The sequence below is a fragment of the Pseudomonas sp. HLMP genome (assembly GCF_046365545.1).
Taxonomy (GTDB): domain Bacteria; phylum Pseudomonadota; class Gammaproteobacteria; order Pseudomonadales; family Pseudomonadaceae; genus Aquipseudomonas; species Aquipseudomonas guariconensis_B.
Genome location: NZ_JBDLLR010000001.1, coordinates 4,595,826 through 4,616,026, shown reverse-complemented (window position 1 = coordinate 4,616,026; position 20,201 = coordinate 4,595,826). Strand labels below are relative to the sequence as shown.

Genomic DNA, 20,201 nt, shown 5'->3' with positions numbered 1-20,201 from the left:
CATTGATGGCTTGGTAAATCGGCTTCAGCTCCTTGGCCAGAGCCCGCCGCTTGTCCCAGGCCGCGAAGTCGAGGCTGTTGCGGATCAGGTGCACGATGCACGTTTGCAACGTCGTCTCTGGAAACACAGCGCTGAGGGCCTCTGACATGCCTTTGAGGCCATCGGTCACGGCAATTAGCACATCTTCGACACCACGCGTCTTGAGATCGTTAAAGACCTTCATCCAAAACTTCGCACCCTCGGTGTTCTCGATCCAGATGCCCAGGATATCCCGCGTCCCATCGGGGAGAACGCCCAGGGCCAGGTAAATGGCCTTGTTGCGCACCAGGCCCTCTTCGCGGATCTTCACCCGCAGCGCATCGAAGAAAATGACCGGGTACATCGGCTCCAGTGGCCGCTGTTGCCACGCGCCAATCTCTTCCATGACCTCGTCTGTCACAGAGCTGATGAAGTCGGGTGAAACCTCTGTTCCATACTGCTCGGACAAAAAGGCTCGGATCTCTCTGACCGTCATTCCACGGGCGTACATGGCGATGATCTTGTCATCGAAACCGGTGTACCGCCGCTCGTGCTTGGGGATCAGAATGGGCGCAAAACTGCCGTCTCGATCGCGAGGAATTTCCAGCCGCAGCGGGCCATCCCCCGTTAAAACCGTCTTGCCACTCTTGCCGTTACGCTGGTTGCTTTCATCCTCTGGGCGCTGCGCGCCCGGTCGATAGCCCAAGTGGTGGCCAAGCTCGGCATGCAGCGCGCGTTCGATCAGGGCCTTCTTAAACGCCGCAGAGGCATCCTCGATAGCTTCTGCGGTCATCAGGCCCTCACCGAACTGCTCCAGCAGCTCTTTGGGGATTTTGGGCAGGTCACGCAAGGGTTTCTTTTTGGTTGGCATACATGCACCTCTTACTCATGTTATGCCCGAACACAAAATTTCTGACACCCTCGCTTTCTATCTGACAGGGAGCCCTGTGAGGGACTACCCAGCTCTCCGAACTGCCCTGCCGCGAATAGGTCGGTCCTGGCACCACCAGTCTGCGAGCAAATAACTTCTGCCTGACAGGGAACCCTGTGGGAATGAGCTTGTCCCACTGGCGATCGGTTAAGGCTTCCAACCGCCACGTGGTGTTGTGAAGCAGGCCTAGGATTGCAAGGCTCCATTTAACTGACCGGCATTGGGGCGTGCCCCGCGAATAGACTGATCCTGATACCACTGATGTATGGCAAACCGTCTTCCCATTCGCAACGTAAGCCTCCAATCAGCTGCTCAGCAGCTGCGGTTCCAGCTTCCTTCGTGACCTACTAGTCATATTTCGCTTCAATCCCCATCATCGCGCTTTGCTTATATTTGCAAAATCTTTAACATTCGCCGTTTCTCAACTATCTGCAGTCTTCAAGGACGAACATGAATCACCTCACGATTGCCAAAGAAGCCCTCATCGCTCAAGCCCAAGCCGTTACCCAGCTGGCCGAGCGCATCAATGGCGAATTCCAGAGCGCCGTCGAACTCATCCTAGGCTGCAAGGGGCGCACGGTCGTCTGTGGCATGGGCAAATCCGGCCTGATCGGCCAGAAGATGGTCGCCACCTTCGCCTCCACTGGTACCCCGAGTTTCTTCCTGCACCCAGCCGAAGCCTTCCACGGTGACCTGGGCATGCTCAAGCCGATCGATGTGCTGATTCTCATCAGTTACAGCGGCGAGACTGAGGAACTGATCAAGCTGATCCCGAGCCTGAAGTCCTTCGGCAACAAGATCATCGCGATGACTGGTAATGGCAAGTCGACCCTGGCTAAGCATGCTGATATTTGGCTGGACATTTCTGTCGAGCGCGAAGTCTGCCCGAACAACCTGGCGCCGACCACTTCGACCTTGGCCACTATGGCCATGGGGGATGCCTTGGCGGTTGCCCTGATTGACGCGATCCAGTTCAAGCCGATGGACTTCGCTCGCTATCATCCCGGCGGCAGCCTGGGTCGTAAACTGCTGACCCGTGTCAGTGATGTCATGCATTCGCCAGCGCCGTTTGTGAGCCCAGCTACCAGCTTCCATGATTGCCTGCTGGTCATGACTCAGAGCCGCCTCGGTCTGACCGTTGTTATGGATGAAGGCAAACTGGTCGGCATCGTCACAGACGGTGACCTACGCCGTGCCTTGCTGAGTAACGAAGGCGTGATCCATACCACTGTTGCTCACTTCATGACCGCTACCCCTCATACCATCAAGGAAGATGCGCAGATGTCGGAAGCGGAAGCCTATATGGTCGATAACAAGATTCGTGCGTTGGCTGTTACCAACGAGGAAGGAGTTGTTGTGGGTGTGGTTGAAATATTCGACTAACCACTAATAAATATCTGCTATGTATGGACTTCGACATGTCCCAGTCTTGTGGTATTAATAGAGCTAGTGAGTGTCACTTCGTTATTCTCTGAATGTGGACTTTGGTGCTGTCCAACGAGGTGATGCTGCCTATAGTTAGTGCAAGTAACACTCATTAAGGTTGTGAGCATTAAATTTTAATTGCGCAAGGCTTCATGATTGTGCTGTTCGGAGGCGAGTTTGAATAATAGTAGGCGAGGCAGCAAAAATATGATCAGCTCCGAGTCCAGAGTCTCGGAGGAGGCCACGCTGATAGCGCCTGTGCGGTTATATGGCAAAGTGGTAATTGATAAAAGCTCTACAGTTGGAAAATATACATATATTGGGGCGGGGACGTATGTTCAGCATAGTTCTATTGGGAACTATTGCTCTATAGCTAGAAATATTGAGATCGGAGCTAAATCTCATCCATTAACTATGCTTTCGTCTCACTCATTCCAATATAACAATAATCATTTCTCTTCGCAGCCTGGGTATAAAACTGTAAAAGTAAAAGCGCCTATAAAGGCTGGGCGTATGACAGAGATTGGTAGTGATGTTTGGATAGGTACGAAGTCTGTTATACGCGGAGGCGTTAAAATTGGTCATGGAGCAGTAATAGGTTCGAGCTCCGTCGTTACAAAAGATGTTAGACCATATGCCATCGTGGCAGGGGTGCCTGCGAAGGAAATAAGGCTGCGCTTTGATGAAGCGACTATTTCACGTTTGCTGGAATCAAGATGGTGGGAGCTTGACCCAGAGGACATGGAAGGTGTTGATTTTAATGATATTGAAAAAGCTTTGAGGGAAATAGAATCTCGACGAATCAGTTACAGGAAATCAATAATCGATTCTCTCCGCGCCTCGCTAAAAAATACAGTGAGTAGCAAGAGTGGAATAATTTGGTTTGATGTTGATAAGTCATATGCGGAGCCAGAAATCTTAAAGGAATTTGACACTGTTAATGTTGTTGAATCATTTTTTGGTGCGGGTGTCTTTGATGTTGAGAATTCTTGGTATAATGCAAAGAAAAATCTCTTCGCCTTAAAGATTTCTGGGGTGTCGGGGGAAATTCCTGAGGGAACGGTAACGTTCACTTTTAATAGGGTTGGTGACTAATGGGTTGGGTGAATTTATAATTTTGTGGTGTTTTTAGAATTAGAATTCATGCTTGCTCAAATCATGAGGCTTAAAAATACCTCCACCTCGCACAGATCCATACATACGAATTTGTGCGAGGGAGAGGTGATTACTGCTTACTGCGTCATCTTTGCCATTACTTGCGCATAGCCAGCTGCTGTGCCTAATACGGCATCTTTGCCCTGCGCAAACAGAATGGCATCTGCCACTTCGCGGAATGCGCCAGTACCCCCTTTAGCATTCAGCGTATGGGTGGCCGCTGCCTTGACATACGTAGGTGCATCCGCCACAGCAAACGATAGGGCGCAAGCTGTGAATGCCGGCAGATCGATGGAGTCATCGCCTATGCATGCCGTTTGTGCAGCGCGGACACCTGCTTCGGCCATCAACTGGTTGCAGGCGGCCTGCTTGTCCTTCACACCGAATTGACAGAGGGTAATGCCCAGGTCTGCAACGCGCTTGCGCAAGGTCGCCGAGTCACGACCCGAGAGTACCGCTACGCGAACACCGCTTTCTTCCAGCAGACGCATACCCATGCCATCGCGTACGTGGAAGCGCTTGATGCATTCACCGGTGGCATCGTAATAAATACCGCCATCGGTAAGTACGCCATCCACATCGGTAATTACCAGGCGGATGTCATTGAGCGACGGTTTTGGAGCAGGAGGTTGGCCGCTCATCAGCGCACGAACATGCTCTAGGCATTCCGGAGTATCGACGCCTGGGCCAGTAGGTTCTACCAGGTAGGCGCGAATACAATAACCTGCAGCCATCAGCCTCAATTGCTCAAGCTTCTCTGCATGCTCCAGCATGGGTTGCGGTAGGCTGCTGTAATCGGCCAGCACTTCGCGACGGTAGCCATACACACCGACGTGCTTGAGATAGTTGGTGACTTCGCCGTCACGTGGGTAGGGGATAGGCGAGCGGCTGAAATACAATGCATTGCCGTTATTGGCAAGTACCACTTTCACGGTGTTGGGGTTGCTGGCTTCGTGCGTATCGATCGGATGGCACAAGGTACCAACCTTTACGCTCGGATCGTCCAGCATACCGCTGGCGAGCGCTTCGATGTCGGCCGGCCGCACCAGCGGCTCATCACCTTGTAGGTTGATGTAGATATCTGCATCAACCTGGGTCATGACCTCCGCCAAGCGGTCGGTACCAGATGGGTGATCTGGCGAGGTCATGACGCATTCGCCACCAAACTCTCGTACCGCTTGCGCAACGCGCTCATCATCGGTAGCAATGACCACTACTTGGACATTACCGACCTGTAGGGCGCGCTCGTAGACGTGCTGCACCATGGGCTTCCCGGCAATGTCGGCTAGTGGTTTGCCGGGTAGACGAGTTGAGCCATAGCGGGCCGGAATGACAATCGCGACCCGTTGTTCTGGGCTTGCCATGTTTACAATCCTTGCGTCTTAAAGAGGCATAGCTTTTAGCGGATGTTCAACACTGGGAACGATTTGACCAAATCATCCAGGGCCTTGATTTGCGCCAGGAAGGGTTCCAGTTGGTCCAGTGGCAGGGCGCTTGGGCCGTCGCATTTGGCTTGATCCGGGGTCGGGTGTGCTTCTAGGAACAGGCCTGCCAGGCCAACACCCATACCGGCACGGGCCAGTTCCACTACTTGCTCTCGACGGCCGCCGGATGCTGCGCCCGAAGGGTCGCGCTGCTGCAGGGCGTGGGTCACGTCGAAGATGATTGGCAGGTCTTCGCAGGTACGCTTCATCACTCCGAAGCCGAGCATGTCTACCACCAGGTTGTCATAACCCAGGCAGGTGCCACGGTCGCAGAGAATCAGTTGATCGTTACCGGCCTCCTTGAACTTGTGCACGATATTCTGTACTTGCGATGGGCTCAGGAACTGCGGTTTCTTGATGTTTACTGGTTTACCGGTTTTGGCCAGAGCCATGACCAGATCAGTCTGGCGTGCCAAGAACGCAGGCAGCTGCAGCACGTCTACCACCTCGGCAACCGGTGCGGCCTGGTAGATCTCATGGACATCGGTGATCACTGGAACGCCGAATTCAGCCTTCACTTTCTCGAAGATGCGCAGGCCTTCTTCCATGCCTGGGCCACGGTAGGAGTGAATGGAAGAACGGTTGGCCTTATCGAAGCTTGCTTTGAACACATACGGGATGCCCAGCTTCTCGGTGGCGCGAACGTATTCTGCACAAGCGGTCAGAGCTAGATCCAGAGACTCTAGAACGTTAATGCCGCCGAATAGGACAAAAGGAGCAGTGTTGGAGCATTCGATAGTGGGGGTGATTTTGATCATCTGGATACCCAGCAAAATTATAAGATTTTGAATATATACTCGGGTTAATATTTAAGCCGAGTATATATGATTGTCTTGGTGGATTGTTTGTTGTACGATATATGTCGGTGTATTAGTTTAGCCAATCGGCGAGCCAGTCGTGAATTCCCGCAGTATCACTTGCAGGAATAGAATATTTGTTAACGTAGTAGTGTAGAAGTTTTCGTGTGCGCTGACGATCGAAATTTAGGTCACCACTAAGGCAGGTTTTTAGCTCGCCAATAGTACGTGGGTAAGCTGAAACAGCATAAGAGTAGTCGCAGTCACCCGTAATAACAACTGGGCGACCATGTAGCAAAGCTTCCAGGCCAACACCGGAGTTAACCGTGAACACAGCTTTTGCGCCTCCGATCAGGTCATGAACTGAGGCGTCGGACAATTCAATCGCGTTGCTGCTAGAGAGCGATTCAAGCGTTCTTTGAACTTCCATGCTGTTACAGTATGGGTGGCGTTTAACTCGAACTTTTGTCGAGCTTCCGAAATAGTGTTCGGCAACGGTGCGGACAAGTTCGACTCCGGTGATACTAGCGAGCGCTGCTACGGTATCTGTGGGGATTTGCATCGCTACAAACACGTAATCGTCCTCGAATGTAACTCGTTCGAGAGTTTGCGAGTACTTAGATACGTTGTTGTGCACGTAGGTTTCGCGCAGTTCTCGCTCATTATCTGCTAACGCTTGCTCTGAGCAATCAAGACTAAATAGTTCAATTGGTGCGTGAATCGTTGCTAGAGATGAGTAGCCAGCAAAACCCTGGTGGTCCATGCTACAACGGCCTGCCAGTGGAACTTCTTGAATATGCAGGTGATTACTGTTCAGCGGAGCGTTAGTGTGATAACTGACGACCTTTGCTCCGGGAATTCGTGGATCACAATTCCTCCAATTCCACTGATGCCTTGGAACCAATATTAAGTCACTTCGCCCCATCAGATAGCTGTAGACGTTAGACAGGAATTCACGGACTGTAGCGTAGCTTGGCTTTTCCTCGGTAGGTGCAGCAAAGAACACAGTCGGAATAAAGACCTCTACAACTTTAGAAAGATCGATGTTCTCGATTTCTATATCTACGATTGAACCGTTTTTCAATCCATACAAGTGCGGAGAGGTTTCATTAGCGCTCGCTGCCTCTACCAAGGGGCGGGCATGCCCTAGATTATAAAGGACAGTATTTAGCCACGCCTGGTTTTCGCTGGAAACAGGTTCGTTTCCCGACTTGTTCCGATTGATTATTTGCTGCGCCTCAAATAGCCAGCGGCACTTTATGGCGACCTTTACCTGCTCGGTCGGATTCATGCCTTTTCTGCCTTTTTCTGCAGCAATAAGCTCGCGCGCCTGGTTTCGTGCCGCTAGTGTTTCATCACGCAAGTCAGGAAAGAATGGAGTTGCGCGATTTATCATCGGCATAAACTTCATCAGTACTTCTCGTGGGAACTCTAGGATGCCCAAGAGCGTATCACGCGCATTATCAAATAGCGCATGGTCAATTTCGAAGGAAAGACGCCTTACTGAGCCATAAGCAGGGTATACTGCTTGCGCGGCACACAAATACGAATACGCACGTGCTACCTGAGTATCATCCCGCAACATATCACTGATCCGCATTAGCAGTTTACGCTCCGACGGATGTTCAATTTGTGCGGCAATCAAAACGCCAAAAGCCGCCAACTGATTACGGTTCGAGTTATAAGCGCTCGCAAGCATCAGGCGATAGTTAAGTTTTGAGGACACGCTTTCGGGAAAGGAGTTAATTGCTTCGATCAGTTTTTCGTGTTGATTGAGCTGGCTGTAAGTGCGCGCGAGGATATTGTAGTTTGTAATATTTTCTGGGTTGTTTTTTATTGCTTGGTGTGCTTGTTCAGCAATTATATTAAGCCAAGAGGCGTCATTGCCAGCCATGAGCAATGAACTTTCCAAGTCGTCAGTTGGTACCCGCGGCCTGGGCTTTATAGTATTGGATTTTTTGGGCTTGGAAATTGGGGGGGCGATACGATATTGCAACATAGCGTCAAGAACCGGGCCGCAGGATGGGGCCTGTTCAAGCGTCTCTATAGCGTCTTCAGTTGCTCCGCGTGCAGCTAAGATTTTAGCTTTTTCCAAATAACCGAATGAATTAGACGGGTATCTTTCAATGGCATAGGTCGAAAAGCGAAGCGCTGCATCATAATCGTTTTGAGTGATAGCTGTAAGAACGGCTTGTCTTAATTGGCCTAGCGATACATTCAAACGCAACAGCCTATCGGTACAAGCAAGACTTGCACGATGCGCGCCAAATTTGGAAAGCAGGAATATTGCTTTTACAATGAGGTGTCGCTGGATAGATTGCATTATTTTTGTTCGCCCTGATTTTTCTTGGCAATAGCCAATTGTCGCTTGGTTTTATAATATTCCTTTAGTTCCTTGCGTACATAGGATTGAGGCTGGCTAGGCGTGAACTCACCTTTCCATAATCTAATCAGTGCATCATGTGCCAAACCTAAAGAGTTTTTGGTGTCGGTAAACAAAGTATCGCGAAGGGCTCCATACTGTTCAATGTATTTTTCTGGACTTTTCGCAATCTCTTCGACACCAGCCCTTAGCGCCTCAGGTGACTTGACTGTGAGTCCCAGGTCCTCGCGGCGGGAATATTCTAGACTATACTCATCGATCTTTTTTCCGCCCATCTGCTCAGCAAGATCGGCGTCAAGCAACACTATGGGTTTTTTGCAGTAGATTGCGTCAAAAATGGCGCCGCTGTAATCCGAGATTACAATGTCGGAAATCGAAAGAAGTTCTAGAAGGTCATCATTTGCCCCGAAGTGGCAAATGGCACCCATGTCCATTTTGCTCTTTCGTTCACTTTCAAGAAGCTCTGTATTGTGATGCATCTTCATCAAAACGTTAAAATTTTCAGCCAAATCATAAATGGCATCAACGTATTTATCTACGCTAGATAGTTCGCCCCATGTCGGTAGGTAGAGAACAGTTTTTCGACTGGGGTTTAATTTGCCAGCATGCTTCAACTTGGCAGACTGATGAAAGCTATCAATATGCCAATCGTCGTATCGAGGATTACCAACGGAGGTGGTAGGGCTAAAGTAATCGATTCGTTCAGACGCGTAGGGCCCATAGGTCAAGCAAACATCTGCGAAGGCACGCCATGGGCCGTAGTTGTGTGGCTCCTTCGCATATCCGTACTGAATCATCGCAATCTTTGATTTCTCAATAGCTTCAATACGAGAAAACGGAGTTTGACAGACAATAATGTCAAAGACGCCGTCAAGCGATGCCATTTTGGCGCGATCCCACACCATGATTGGTGTCTTTGGATTTTTCAGAACATCATCGCTGAATTCAGAGATAAAGTCTTTGCGCTTTTCAATAACGAAGCAAGCCCCAGGGAAGGTGCTTGCCAGCTTTTGAATATGAAGGAACTGAAAAGGGTTCCATCCCACGAACCCAATTCGGGGAAGGTTACCCATACTTCTTGATCTCAGCTATCAATTGAGTTGTGGAAATACCATCGGTGCGAGGCAGATAAATAACTTCGCACAGAGACTTATATTCGTCAAAACGGCCCTCCCAGTCATTGCCCATGACCAAAACGTGAGCACCGAACTCTTTGATATATTGAGCTTTAAGTTCTAGTGACTCCTCGATGAATACTTCATCTACGCAGGCTAGGGAAGCGATAATATCGCGACGCTCGGCTTCTGGATAAACCGGGTTGCGTTGTTTTTTTGAGAAATTCAACGCGTCAGAAGAAACGCCGACAATCAGTCTGTCACCTTGAGCACGGGCGCGCTGCAGGATCCTAACGTGACCGATGTGAAGCACATCGAAAGTGCCGAAGGTGATTACTGTTCTCATAACTATCCCTATCGTATTTGCGGTTGCGTTACATGGGCCTACACATGGCCTTGCTATCGAGCTGAAACTGACAAGTACCTTGTCCAATAGCTTCAGTCTTTATCCCCGGTTGGGAATGGGCACCGCTCCCAGCTTTGGATAAATCCATGTGCAGCACAAGCACCTATCAAGCTAACTACTCGACTGCATCGAACGTCCCCATTGGGGACGCTCTGTTTGATGACTCGTCGGTTTGCTTACTAGTTTGGCTGAGGGCTGGCTGTACCAAGCTTGAACTTGAACTTTTTCTTGAAAATTTTTCCTTTGTAGGGTTTATCTTCTACTAGAAATGTGAGGCGGTACCTGCCGCGCTTGACATCATACGATGCGCTCTCAATCGGGTAGGTACCGGGAGATAGCAATTCTGAGGTGTCGTCCGGCCCTGCTTCATGTGCAACGATCTCGATCGATGTAAATCGATCGAGAGCATCTAGGTCGGCATAGGCTGTTGGAGTCGTGAACCACACAATACCAGATGCGGTACCACTAGCATTATTAGTTAGCGTGCGTGCAAGAGCGCTGCGGTTTCGAAGATTGATATGCAGTTTAATAGCACTGATTTTATCCAGCGCTTCATGAACATCTTCAAAATTGACATCAAGCATGTCTTTGGGCTCAAGGTCCCACCACTTACTAGCCAAAAGTCTATCGATAGTCGCCTCATCAAACCGATAGCGAATGATTTGAGCAGGAACTCCACCGACGATGGCATATGGTGGCACATCTTTGGTGACGACAGCTCCTCCGGCAACTACGGCTCCTGTGCCAACCGTCACACCTTGGCAGATCATTGCACCTGCTCCAATCCATACATCATGACCAATTACCGCGGGATTTGAGATTGGCCCTTTTACGCGCTGATGAACTAAATAGTCCTCAAGCTCAGTAAAGTGATTGGTATTGTACTGAAAGGGATGACAACTCAAATAATGGGTTGGATGATTGATTGGGCTTATTTCCGCATTGCGCGCAATTGAGCAGTAATTGCCAATGGTTACACCTCGGCCTATGTAGCCGTCGCGCCCAATATAAGTATATTTTCCGATTTGAGCCTTCGCGTTAACTGTGACGGCACCGTAAAGCTTTACTGGGGAGACTAAAACGGCATCCTCGGAAATGGTTGCAAGCTTCGATATTAACTTATCTTCCATGAGTTAAATTGCTCTAAATCAAAAATGCTTTCAGCATAAAACAAAAAATAAGGGTGTTCCGATAGCGTCAAATCGACAATTTTATCGATGTGTCAAATTTATGTCAAGCATATAGTGTCCTTATGGTAGTTATGGTAGTGAGGTAGTTATAAGAAGCCGGAAATGGACTCTGGCTGATGGCATTTTGCGTCTGCGCTGACGTCGGGCTGTCTTGGTAGATGACTCTGCCCCTGCTCGCGAGCGTGGGGGTGTGGAGGGTTATGTTTTCATAATTTTTTACGAAAAATCTATAAAAATCGGCGAAAATTTAGAGGTTTTGTGAGAGTTTTTGCTTTTTGCCTTGTCACTGGAGGGCTTTCTGGAGATATATAAGGAAAGCCTTGGAATGTGGCAAATGGCCATGATTGGTATGCCTGATGTTATTTTTACCTAGTTCCTCTTTTAAAATCTTTTAGGGGTGGGCAGCGGGCAGGAAGGAGACAGCGGGCAGAGAGAGAAGTTCAATAGATTGCGCTGCCAATAATATGGCGCCTGTATTTTGGCGGTGCGTCTGTAAGTCCACTAATCATGTAGTGGCATGCCTATAATTTCTACGAGCAGCTCCGATCGTACTTATGCACTTTCGATGGGGGCTTAGCAAAAAAAGTCATAAGGGTTGAGTCTGTGAGTCAAGTAATTTCTATTTTATATCAATTAGCTGAACAGGGCGGGGGAGTGACGCGGGTGTCTCTGGGGAGGACGGCAGCCTTATCTAAATCAGGGTTACTCGCTCGCGTTGCGCTATTGGATTACGATGAGAAGCTAGATAAGACATTCAAGCAGCTTGTTATGCAAGGTAGGGTTTGCAAAACACTGCAGGTTCTGAATTTTTATAAGTGGTTTTCCTACAGGGCTTCTTGTTTGGCTTCAGATAAAGATGCAAGTGCTAATTTAGACACTCTGGTGCATTTGCGTGTTAAGGTTAAAAGGCGTGTTGATCATATTAATTCCACAGGTCTATGCGTAGTAAGATATATGACCGAGGCTGGGCTTATTTTTTTAGAGGAGTTCGTCAAGCCCGGCAACGTCGTTGTTATGGTTATGATTTCTATGCCTGGAACTGGTCCATTAAAATTCAATTCGCTGGCATCGGCTCATGCTTATTGGCTTAAGTGCTTGTCTGAGGAGTGTCTTCCCAGCTTCCTGGTTGCCGATTCTATTGGGGCTGCCGATAGCATTTGCATGATAGAGAGAGAGGGGGTGTTCCGCATACTGATGATGCACAGTAATCATTTGCTTAAGCCGTACGTGGTGGGAGGTAAGGTTGCGCCGAAGTATGATGGCGTTATCCGTGGGATACCAAGTTGTGATCGCTTGGTCGTTCTGACGTCAGGGCAGATGCGTGATCTACAAGAGCAGTTTCCATCGGATAAATATTCTGTAATTGGAAATCTAGTCACCATTTCACCTGACGTAACTGATGTTAAGCGTGAAGAAAATCTTGCAGTCATTGTTTCTCGGCTTCATGGGATAAAGCGGATCAAGGCAATTATTAGTGTATTCGCGCGTGTGGTAGAGCTAAACTCTGCTGCACGACTTGAGATTTGGGGGACAGGAGAGCAGGAGGAGGCGATTAGAGAGCATATAGAAAAGCTGGGTTTGCAGGAGGTTGTAAAGTTGATGGGGTTTGCGACGGATGTTTCCGTCGTTTTCCGGCGTGCCAGTGTCAGTTTGGGGATGTCGGCTACTGAGGGGTTTGGGATAAGTTTTGCTGAGTCTTTGGGGTATGGGACTCCTCTTGTTTCAACGAAAACTAATTATGGACCATCAGAGATTGTTACTAATGGTGTTGATGGATATATTGTAGATTCCGAAGATGAGTTTGTGGAGAAGGTTTGTTTGCTGTTGGGTAACAGGGAGTTGGTCGAGAGAATGGGGCGGGCGGGGCGGCTAAGTGCGGAAAGATATGGCGCTAAGACGATAGTTAATCTTTGGTTGGAGCTGTTTGAGTTTTTGTTGAGTTCACCTTCTGGTCGTGTTGATGCTCTTTTGCCCGACGGGCCGGTACTGCAAAATGCAATGTCAAGCCGGTTTGGGTGGATATATTTATCAAAATTTGATGGCGACAGTGTTCGGGAAAGCTTCTTGAGGTCGGTTAGTAGGGCGCGAGTGATAGATGTCTGCCGTGATGTAGAAGTTTTCGGCGAATTTATTTCCTTGTCGACAGGGGACTATGAAATAGACGAAATGATTTTTGATGGTGAGAGACAGAGATATAAGTTTCGTCTTATGAGGGACGGGAAGCCATATTGTGGGGTGATTGCAGGTCAGGCGGTTAAATTCATTCTGATGTGACTTGTTTCAAATACTTTTCATTGCTTTCGGAGGGGGTTTTAGCTGGCATATGAATTTCCCTTATTAGTAGTAGGGCGGATTTATTGGACTGCTTGGATCTAGGCTAACTGACATCGTTTCGTCATGGGGATCGGGTAGAACTGAGCTCGAATGCAATTTCGAGTCTTAGGTTTGCTTGGATCGGCCTGTCGGTCTTGCGATGGAGGAAAGCTGCATGGGAATCTCGCTTTGGGGGCTTTGTGGGGGGGGGGCGCTATGTTTCTTTGTTGTGATATCTTCATCATTGCTTGGCTGGATTCTTCATTTGCGAACTGAGAAAGATATTGATTATTAGGCGTGTTGTTCTGTTCTTGGTTTAATGGAGTGGTCTGTTCGTGTAGTTAAGATTTGGAGGCTTAGTGTTTATTGGGGTGGTTGTTTTTGGGGCGTTTGTTGTTGGTATTCAGAGTGGCTATTAGTTTGATGAAGAGCTAATGGGGATTTTTTGGATGGTGAGAGGTCAGCTTTTGTATTAGTTGACTGCTTGTTTGGGGGGATTATGAGGAAAACTTTGTATTTTTTATTGGCGCTGGGCGGTGGAGCGTTTTTGGTCAGCCCCCTTGGAGTGCTAGCTGCAGACATTAGTAATCGTTGCACTTCGCCTAAGAGAGTTGTAGGTAATGTGAAGCTGCAAGCAGATTGTATTTATTATCAGTCTTTCGAGATATCAAGAAGTGACACTAGTTTAGACTGTGATGGTGCGATTCTGGATGGTGAGCATTCACGTGCGATTGGTGTATCGGTTAATGGTAGAGGCAGGCCGATAGAAAATATAAAAATATCAAATTGCCGAATAGTAAATTTTAGGAATAGGGGGGTTAGTATTACCTCTGGCGTTCGTATTAATGAGTTCTCGTCAGACATATCGGAAAATTACAAAATCGCTCCTAGAAATGTTGTATTGGATGGTGTAAAGGTCTTGAGAAGTGGGCGTGGAGGGGTCTATTTTGAAAGCTATGTCACTGACTCAGTACTTAAAAATTCTATAGTTAAAGATTCGGGTAAGGTTGGAGTGTACTTGGATCAGGGGAGTCAGCGTATAAGTATTTTGAATAATGTTATTCAGGGGAATGGGGTGAATGGCCGGCGGGAGGGGGTGGCTATAGACTCGTCTGCTTATAATGTTATTGAGGGTAATAAATTTTTAGGTAATGCTGGTGGAGGGATTTTTCTATATAAGAATTGTGGGGAGAATTTCAAAACGGGAAAGTCGGCTATTCGGTGGCAGTCTAGTGATCATAATGTAATTAGGAACAATTTATTTTCACATGAGCCAGTGGGTGTCTGGATAGCATCAAGGCAAAGCAGAGATTTGAGTAAGTGGGGGTGCGGCGATCCGGCGTTAGATGATAAAGGTCGATTTTACAGAGACTATGCTAACTTTAATGTTGTTGAAGGTAATGAATTTTGTGGCTCGCGTATTGGGGTAAAAATTGAGGGGGACAACAACGTAGTTGTCAAGAATCGGATGGGGAAATCAGTTAGGCAGCATGTGGTTGAGCCATACAAAGATATGCTTAAGCCTGATGGGTATAAGAATCTTGGGAATAAAGTGAAAGAAAATGAGATTTTCTCTTGCTCTAGATGATCTCATTGGGGCAAAGAGCTGTTTTGCTCTTGAGGCTTCTGCTTAGGTTATCTAGCTAGTGTCCCGAATGGGTAGGGTAGTTCGTTAATCTAAAAGCCTCGGAACCATTGGGTGAAGCAAGTTAAGTAGATAGCGAATTAACCGCTTAGTGCGCTACTAGATAAATCAAGGCTTTTTGATTGGCCTTGATTTATCTTTGGTGTAAAACTTATGCTGATCTAGCAGAAAGCTTATTATTTGCCTCGGCCCCGTTGATGCTGATGGGGGCGCGGTCGATCAACTCAAGCTCTCCGCGTAATTCCATTTCTTTGATTTGCTTTATGGCTAATTCAACGTTGTCAAAATCAACGCCAAGTAGAGAGTCTGCGTCAAATCGCCACCACTTTAGCTCTAATAGTTCTTGAATTGTTTGTTCGTCGAATCTGTACTTTATTATTTTTGCTGGGCAGCCAGCAACAACTGCATAAGGTGGAACATCTTTGGTGACAACGGCCCCGGCACCAACCACCGCCCCATCAAAAATTTTAACTCCTGGCATAATTGTTGCGTTTGCTCCTATCCAGACGTCATTTCCAATCTCACTTGCGCTTGGCTTTTTCTGTTTCATTTTTTTGAAAGGGAAATCTTTTTTCTTTGTCCACGCTTTAAATACGGATCCGGTGCCGTACTGAAAAGGATGACTAGACAACCACGTCATCACATGATTGGAGTCTCCCGCCGTAAAGCCTGGTGCAATAGAACAGTATCGACCAATTCTTTTCAGGGCTGGGCCTATCCTGCCACCCCTCATATACGAGTATGCACCAATAAAACCTTTCATATTGGTATCGGTACCAATCAGGACAGGTGGTTCGCACTGTAATATCGAGGCGGTACCTATGGTACCGCCTCCAGCGATGTAGATGCCTTTGTTTTTGAGCTCACTCTTTAACTCTTTGTTAATCACCGGCTCCAGCTCCTTCAACGTGAGTCAATATTTTGGCCCGTAATGGAATTAAGGGCACGTGTGGGCAGAGCGGCAATGTATCTCGCAAAATGCGTTTTTACAACAGCAGATGCTTGATTCGAGTGGCTCTCGATTGAGTTTTCCAGATTGGGGCAGCTTTGGTGTGGTGGTGTTTGAATCATGTGCGCCCTGAATAAGGTTAACCTTGGAGGTTTGTCGACGAAGCTTACGGAGTCGTGTGTTATTGGAGGGGCGCTGAAGTTATTTAAGTGGTTCTGAGCCTATTTGTCATAAGAAATTTTCTTTTATCATCGCTTCTTAAAACTAGGTTAAGGAAAGGTGAGGCGTTGTAGTTTAAAGGGGCAGCCCTGAAGGCGGCAGGGCTGGTTTTTGTGGGCTTCAAAAGTTCTTTTTTATTTTGGAGTTTAGCTAATTACTGAACGCCGGTGGCGCGTCCCAGTAACATGGTTTGAACGATTGGGCTAATAACTTTTTGCCATTCATGTACTGCTGCGTTGGTTACATAGATTGTGTCGTCTGGTTTGATCATGATTTGACGTGCATAGAATATAGCTGTTGGTTCACGCATATTCAGACGCATCACGACCGGTTTTGCATTCTCTTCTGTGCCCATGCGGAATACAAATACGCCTTCAGGATTCGCGCTACCTTCTTTCAATCCGCCGACACTGCTTAAGGCATCGAGTAGGCTTGTGTATTGTGCTGGCATATCTTTTAAGCCAGGCTCTGCGACAGCTCCCATAGCCACAAAGCGCTGGCGTGCTCGATCCAAGACGACTTCGGAGTTTGGACGCAGCACCATATTGTTGCCTGCCAGTACGTCTTCATAGTTGAACTGCTGAACTTGGCTACCAGTCCGCACGGTGACATTGACCAAGTGTGGTTCCATCACCGGGCCGCCGGCCTGATTCACAGCATCCAGCAGAGTCAGGGGACCTTGAAGGGTGCTGAATCGGCCTGGAGCTTTGACGGCGCCAGCTACCAGTACCGAGCCAGATAGGTCGCCGACCAATTCGACGTGGGTTTGCACGTCAGTGGTGATGCCCTTGAGTTGGCGACGAATCATGTCCTCGACCTCATTGAGGGTCATGCCAGCGACGAACTGGCGACCGACATAAGGCAGCGATAGCATGCCTTTAGCGTCAATGCGGGACTTGAGCTGGGTACCACCGGTAGCCAGTGGAGCGAACAGCGCCGAGCCTTCCGGTGCGGTGTCGGCGATCAGCACGTTGAGGGTATCGCCAGGCATCAGCCGAACTTCTGGTGGCAAGGGCTTAGTCACGGTGGCGAGTGGCGGGCGCACGGCGCCACGCATGTATGGGCCGATGGTGCTGGCATTGATATCTACAAGGTTATAGGCCTCGGTCTTGCTTTCTATCTCGCCCTTATAGGGACCGGCACCCGACAAGGTGCCGCCACATCCGGCTAGCCCCAAGGTTGCCAAGGCCAGCGCAGCCAGTTTCAGGTTGAGCTTGTGGGGGACAGCTATGGATTTAATCACGATGATCCTCGATCGAAGCCAGGATGAAGCGGGTGATGCCGTACACCATCAGCAGGCCAAGCAGGATGGTTGCCAGGTTGTACAAGCGCTCCGGGTACAGGGCGAGTTGCGGGGTATTGGGGCTGACCACGGTGACCAGGGTGCGGATCTTCTTGCTGGCCTCGATGCGAGCGTTGTCCAGCGCAGCGACGGCGGTCTTGTAGGTTTCTTCCGCGATGCCGGCGTCGAGCGTCAATTGCTGATAGCGCGAGGCGACCACGTTGAGTTGTGAGCCCTGTGGCGAGGAGACGAGCAGGCGTTTTTCCTTGGCCAGTTGCTGGGTGATGGCTTCGACCTTCTGCTTCTGCTGGCGGATCTGCGGGGCGTCGGCGCGTAGCTTGAAGGACATCTCGGTGAGCGCGGCCTGTTCGGCGGTGTACTGCCCTTCTAAGTTGGCGATGATGGTCGCGCGACTCTGAGCAGTATTGCCGCCGTCGAGCACCTTGTTCTCGTTCTGGAAGTTCAGCAGCTGGGTCTTGCGCTTGGAGTAGTTCACGCGTGCGGTTTCCAGCTCGCCTTGGGCGAACTTCATCTGCTCGCGGGCGATATTGTGGCTGACCTCGTTCACGAAGTGTTCGCTGGCCTGGAGAATGGTGCGCAGCATCTGCTCGGACAGCTCAGGTGTGAACGCCTGGACTTCGACGCGCAGCAGGCCAGTGGTTTCGTCGTAGTGGGCCGAAACCATACGCTGGTAGTACTCGAGTAGGTCTTCGCGTGGAGCGTCCTTGTCGAGCCAGAAGAACACATCGCGGCTCTGGTCGGCGTATTGCTCGATCCAGTGCACACGATCTTCAAGCAGCAGCATCATATCCATCGAGGTGATGTATTCACGCAGGTAGAGGGTCTCTTCCCGCGACGCTGGGTTGGTGCCAGTCAGCAAGGTGGCAAGGCCTGGTACCTGGGCCGCCTGGTTGTTCCCGTCCTGGCGGACTACTACTTGGGCGGAACTGACATAACGATCGATGGCAAAGATGCCGTAGTAGATGGCCGCAAGGACCATTGGCACGACGACCATGGCGATCGCCAGGCCCCAGCCCTTGTGTTTACCCGTACTGCTCATAGTGTGATGCATCCTTGATGTGGAACGGTGCTGCGAAGCGGTAATGGTGTGATCAGTTGTTGTAGGCCTTGATGCCTTCGGCGACGTCGTCATAGACCTGGATGCCGCCGTCACGCACCAGCAGGACGATGTCGCAGAGCTTCTCGATCTCCGGCATGGAGTGGGAAACGAGCACGACATTGGATTTCTGCAGTTTTTCCTTGAACACTGCGGCGCACTTGCGCTTGAACTGCGCATCGCCCACCGACATCACTTCGTCGATCAGGTAGTAGTCGAAGTCGAACGCCATGCTCAGGCCAAAGGCCACCCGCGAGCGCATGCCCGATGAGTAGGTCTTGATCGGCTCGTCGATCCAGTCACCGATCTCGGCGAACTCCTGCACGTAGCGGACCTTCTCGCGCATGGCATCGCCGGTGGCGCCATAGACGCGGCAGACGAACTTGATATTGTCGCGACCGGTCATGCTGCCCTGGAAGCCACCGGTCAGGCCCACCGGCCAGGAGATGCTGCGGTCGGTGACGATGGTGCCGGAGTCGGGCACATCAGCGCCGCCGAGCAGGCGCATCAGGGTCGACTTGCCAGCGCCATTGCGGCCGATCAGGCCGATGTTCTTGCCGGGCGGAATGGCCAGCGACAGGTTGCGGAAGACGTAACGCCGCCCCTTGGGCGTGAGGTACGACTTGGTGACGTTTCTGAGCTCGAACACGTGGGGCCTGTAGTTAACCGTTCTTGGTGGAAATCAGGTGCATCCTGCGGGCGCGGTAGGCGCCAAGAGACAGGAACAGCAATACCAGGGTAAAGGCGATCACATAGGTCGCGGACACCCCATCAACAGGGGTGTAATGAGGTAGTACTTCGGCGCGGATAAGTTCAAGCAAATGTAAGAAAGGATTCAGGAGTAGCAGGGGCATCATGGGCGTAGGTAAATAAGACGGTGGAAGAAGCACGCCGGAAATGAAATAGAGGGGGAAGAATGCCATGCGGATAAAGGCTTTGAGGCTCGGCAAGGCATGGGTGATTAGGGCCAGGAACATCCCCAGGCCGAAGGCGAACAGCAGACCGAGGAATAGGCTGGCGACCCACTGCAGTGGGCTGTGCACCGACATGTCGAATCCAAACCAGGCGAAGGTGAACACCAGAATGGCGTAGACCGTGGCTGCGACACAGGTTTCCACGATGACGCGGGCGACATAGGTGTCCAGGGGCTTGATCTGTTTGTAACCGAACAGCGAGCGGTTTTCTCGCAAGCTGTCCATTAGGCGCAGGGCGGTGTTGCGGTAGAGCAGGAAGGGAGCCATGCCGACCAAGATGAACACAGGGTATTCGACCCCGGAGATGGTGCGTCCGCGTAATATCGCGAACAGCAGGGAGAAAATCAGCAGGTGGCAGATGGGTTCGACCAGCATCCAGACTGCCCCCATACGACGAGCTCCAAAGCGGGCACGAGCCTCGCGCAGGACCAGAGCGAAGATGACCGATTTTTGGATCTGGAAAGAGGAGCGAGGCTTCAAGATGTTTACCGCAAAGCAAAGCAGCGCGCCTAAGCACGCCGGGGGTTCATCTTCAGGAAAGACCCGCTTCCAACTTGCGCCTGGCTAGGGAGGATCTCGGAGACTTCCATGTTCTAAGGCTCGCGAGAGTAAGCGCAGAAGGGTATAAGCGTCAAGGATATGCCATGAAACTGCTTGAAGCCCCGGGGATTAGGGGGGCTCAGATCTCCCCTTGGCCGTACATATGAAGTTGATTTGTTGCAAGTGTCATATGTCTGATTCTTGTTTTTGCGACTAACGGTTGTCAGGCGTCGGGTAGGAGCAACAGTGCTGCTTCGT

15 protein-coding genes and 1 pseudogene are annotated in these 20,201 nt (G+C 49.9%); 4 read left to right on the top strand and 12 right to left on the bottom strand.

The features are described from left to right. Positions 1–889 (bottom strand): IS256 family transposase (locus ABFA30_RS21360; RefSeq protein WP_410045887.1); only part of this gene is annotated, 889 nt, incomplete at its 3' end. A gap of 510 nt (positions 890–1,399) precedes the next feature. On the opposite strand from ABFA30_RS21360, the gene ABFA30_RS21355 reads away from it, so the two are divergent. Both ABFA30_RS21355 and ABFA30_RS21350 read left to right on the top strand, forming a co-directional pair. Further along, the gene (locus tag ABFA30_RS21355) at positions 1,400–2,332 is read left to right on the top strand and encodes an SIS domain-containing protein (RefSeq protein ID WP_368816684.1); all 933 of its coding nucleotides are present in this window, start codon (positions 1,400–1,402) and stop codon (positions 2,330–2,332) included. A 249-nt stretch (positions 2,333–2,581) separates the two neighbouring features. Continuing rightward, positions 2,582–3,469: a CatB-related O-acetyltransferase gene (locus ABFA30_RS21350; protein ID WP_368816685.1), complete on the top strand. Its 888-nt coding sequence runs from the start codon at positions 2,582–2,584 to the stop codon at positions 3,467–3,469. Between the two features lie 137 nt (positions 3,470–3,606). Here the strand turns inward: ABFA30_RS21350 and kdsB are convergent, their stop codons facing one another. The 6 genes and pseudogenes from kdsB to ABFA30_RS21320 all read right to left on the bottom strand — a co-directional run. Further along, positions 3,607–4,893 (bottom strand): 3-deoxy-manno-octulosonate cytidylyltransferase, encoded by a 1,287-nt coding sequence (kdsB, locus tag ABFA30_RS21345; RefSeq protein ID WP_368816686.1) that lies wholly within the window; start codon positions 4,891–4,893, stop codon positions 3,607–3,609. A 35-nt stretch (positions 4,894–4,928) separates the two neighbouring features. Then, positions 4,929–5,771 (bottom strand): 3-deoxy-8-phosphooctulonate synthase, encoded by an 843-nt coding sequence (gene kdsA / locus ABFA30_RS21340; protein WP_368816687.1) that lies wholly within the window; start codon positions 5,769–5,771, stop codon positions 4,929–4,931. Positions 5,772–5,883: 112 nt separating this feature from the next. After that, entirely contained in the window at positions 5,884–8,133 is a 2,250-nt protein-coding gene (locus ABFA30_RS21335; RefSeq protein WP_368816688.1) for a capsule biosynthesis protein, read from the bottom strand. Then, the gene (locus tag ABFA30_RS21330; protein ID WP_368816689.1) at positions 8,133–9,266 is read right to left on the bottom strand and encodes a CDP-glycerol glycerophosphotransferase family protein; all 1,134 of its coding nucleotides are present in this window, start codon (positions 9,264–9,266) and stop codon (positions 8,133–8,135) included. The genes ABFA30_RS21335 and ABFA30_RS21330 overlap by 1 nt, the downstream gene beginning before the upstream one ends. After that, positions 9,259–9,654 (bottom strand): pantoate--beta-alanine ligase, encoded by a 396-nt coding sequence (locus ABFA30_RS21325; protein ID WP_368816690.1) that lies wholly within the window; start codon positions 9,652–9,654, stop codon positions 9,259–9,261. Before ABFA30_RS21325 ends, ABFA30_RS21330 begins: the two co-directional genes overlap by 8 nt. Positions 9,655–10,316: 662 nt before the next feature. Further along, positions 10,317–10,523, bottom strand: a pseudogene (locus ABFA30_RS21320) (DapH/DapD/GlmU-related protein); the annotation flags it as partial. A 984-nt stretch (positions 10,524–11,507) separates the two neighbouring features. Between ABFA30_RS21320 and ABFA30_RS21315 the strand changes: the two are divergent. Both ABFA30_RS21315 and ABFA30_RS21310 read left to right on the top strand, forming a co-directional pair. Continuing rightward, positions 11,508–13,178, top strand: a complete 1,671-nt coding sequence (locus ABFA30_RS21315; protein ID WP_368816692.1) for a glycosyltransferase — start codon at positions 11,508–11,510, stop codon at positions 13,176–13,178. 538 nt (positions 13,179–13,716) lie between these two features. Continuing rightward, on the top strand, positions 13,717–14,805 hold the full coding sequence (locus tag ABFA30_RS21310; protein ID WP_410045886.1) for a right-handed parallel beta-helix repeat-containing protein: 1,089 nt from the start codon (positions 13,717–13,719) through the stop codon (positions 14,803–14,805). A 208-nt stretch (positions 14,806–15,013) separates the two neighbouring features. On the opposite strand, the gene ABFA30_RS21305 is transcribed toward ABFA30_RS21310, so the two are convergent. The 5 genes from ABFA30_RS21305 to ABFA30_RS21285 form a co-directional block, all read right to left on the bottom strand. Further along, positions 15,014–15,751, bottom strand: coding sequence for a CatB-related O-acetyltransferase (locus ABFA30_RS21305; RefSeq protein WP_368816694.1), 738 nt, complete (start codon positions 15,749–15,751; stop codon positions 15,014–15,016). 433 nt (positions 15,752–16,184) lie between these two features. After that, positions 16,185–17,273 carry a polysaccharide biosynthesis/export family protein gene (locus ABFA30_RS21300; RefSeq protein WP_368816695.1) on the bottom strand — a complete coding sequence of 363 codons (1,089 nt, stop codon included), beginning with the start codon at positions 17,271–17,273 and terminating at the stop codon, positions 16,185–16,187. Beyond that, complete coding sequence (locus tag ABFA30_RS21295; protein ID WP_368816696.1) at positions 17,266–18,372, bottom strand: ABC transporter permease; 1,107 nt, start codon at positions 18,370–18,372, stop codon at positions 17,266–17,268. The genes ABFA30_RS21300 and ABFA30_RS21295 overlap by 8 nt, the downstream gene beginning before the upstream one ends. Positions 18,373–18,424: 52 nt before the next feature. Beyond that, positions 18,425–19,078: an ABC transporter ATP-binding protein gene (locus tag ABFA30_RS21290; protein WP_368816697.1), complete on the bottom strand. Its 654-nt coding sequence runs from the start codon at positions 19,076–19,078 to the stop codon at positions 18,425–18,427. A gap of 13 nt (positions 19,079–19,091) precedes the next feature. After that, on the bottom strand, positions 19,092–19,883 hold the full coding sequence (locus ABFA30_RS21285) for an ABC transporter permease (RefSeq protein ID WP_368816698.1): 792 nt from the start codon (positions 19,881–19,883) through the stop codon (positions 19,092–19,094). Positions 19,884–20,201 lie beyond the last annotated feature (318 nt).

Excerpts from the sequence above, each read along its gene's own strand:
- ABFA30_RS21355 (WP_368816684.1), top strand. The coding sequence starts at position 1,400 with ATGAATCACCTCACGATTGCCAAAGAAGCCCTCATCGCTCAAGCCCAA.
- ABFA30_RS21350 (WP_368816685.1), top strand. The coding sequence starts at position 2,582 with ATGATCAGCTCCGAGTCCAGAGTCTCGGAGGAGGCCACGCTGATAGCG.
- kdsB (WP_368816686.1), bottom strand. The coding sequence starts at position 4,893 with ATGGCAAGCCCAGAACAACGGGTCGCGATTGTCATTCCGGCCCGCTAT.
- kdsA (WP_368816687.1), bottom strand. The coding sequence starts at position 5,771 with ATGATCAAAATCACCCCCACTATCGAATGCTCCAACACTGCTCCTTTT.
- ABFA30_RS21335 (WP_368816688.1), bottom strand. The coding sequence starts at position 8,133 with ATGCAATCTATCCAGCGACACCTCATTGTAAAAGCAATATTCCTGCTT.
- ABFA30_RS21330 (WP_368816689.1), bottom strand. The coding sequence starts at position 9,266 with ATGGGTAACCTTCCCCGAATTGGGTTCGTGGGATGGAACCCTTTTCAG.
- ABFA30_RS21325 (WP_368816690.1), bottom strand. The coding sequence starts at position 9,654 with ATGAGAACAGTAATCACCTTCGGCACTTTCGATGTGCTTCACATCGGT.
- ABFA30_RS21310 (WP_410045886.1), top strand. The coding sequence starts at position 13,717 with ATGAGGAAAACTTTGTATTTTTTATTGGCGCTGGGCGGTGGAGCGTTT.
- ABFA30_RS21295 (WP_368816696.1), bottom strand. The coding sequence starts at position 18,372 with ATGAGCAGTACGGGTAAACACAAGGGCTGGGGCCTGGCGATCGCCATG.